General features: G+C 61.7%; 1 pseudogene. It reads left to right on the forward strand.

The annotated features are described in order from the left end of the window. Positions 1 to 558: pseudogene (locus FO268_RS22750) on the forward strand (MFS transporter); the annotation flags it as partial. Positions 559 to 732: the final 174 nt, after the last annotated feature.

Raw genomic sequence — 732 nt, forward strand, 5'->3', positions numbered from 1 at the left:
CTGATGACCGGCGTGGATACCAATACCTCGTTCTGGCTGTTCGCCTGGTGGATCATGCTGGGGCGTATCGGCCTTGGTTTCATTATGCCGAGCCTGAACGCCGGCGCCCTCAAGGCGCTACCCATGACGCTACTCGGTCAGGGCTCCGGCGCAATCAACTTCGTGCGCCAACTCGGCGGGGCGTTTGGCGTCAACCTTCTTTCCATCGCTCTGGAACGGCGGTCTCAGCTCTACGTAGACAGCTTCACGGCCGCGCAGCATGCAGGCAACAGCGCGACGGCCGATATGCTGCGCGAAGTAACCGGCTTGCTTGCACAGGCTGGCGTGCCGGAAGCGATACGCCAGGCCGGGGCGATGAACTATCTTGGCCGCGTGATCTACAGCCAGGGCAACATGCTGGGGTACCGGGACAGCTTCTTTATCGTCGGCGCGATCTTCCTGGCCGCCCTTGTTCCGGCGCTGATGATGCGCCGGAGGTCCACGCCTCCGGCGCTGCAGGCAAGTGAGGCCATGCGTCACCCGCCATCGTCGCAGAACGCGATCCAGCAGAGTCGGTGACGCACGTGTCTAGGGCCACCTCACGAGACGGAAAATATCGCACGCTAAGCCTCTCGCGGCGTTCGGAGCGGCCACACCGGGCAATGACAGCCGGGAAGCGCTAGAGGGGTATGACCAGTGGCGGGAGGAAAGGGCCGCTTGAACTATATAGATGCCTAATGTTTATACTATAAG

The sequence above is a fragment of the Marinobacter denitrificans genome, from assembly GCF_008795955.1.
GTDB classification, from domain to species: domain Bacteria; phylum Pseudomonadota; class Gammaproteobacteria; order Pseudomonadales; family Oleiphilaceae; genus Marinobacter; species Marinobacter denitrificans.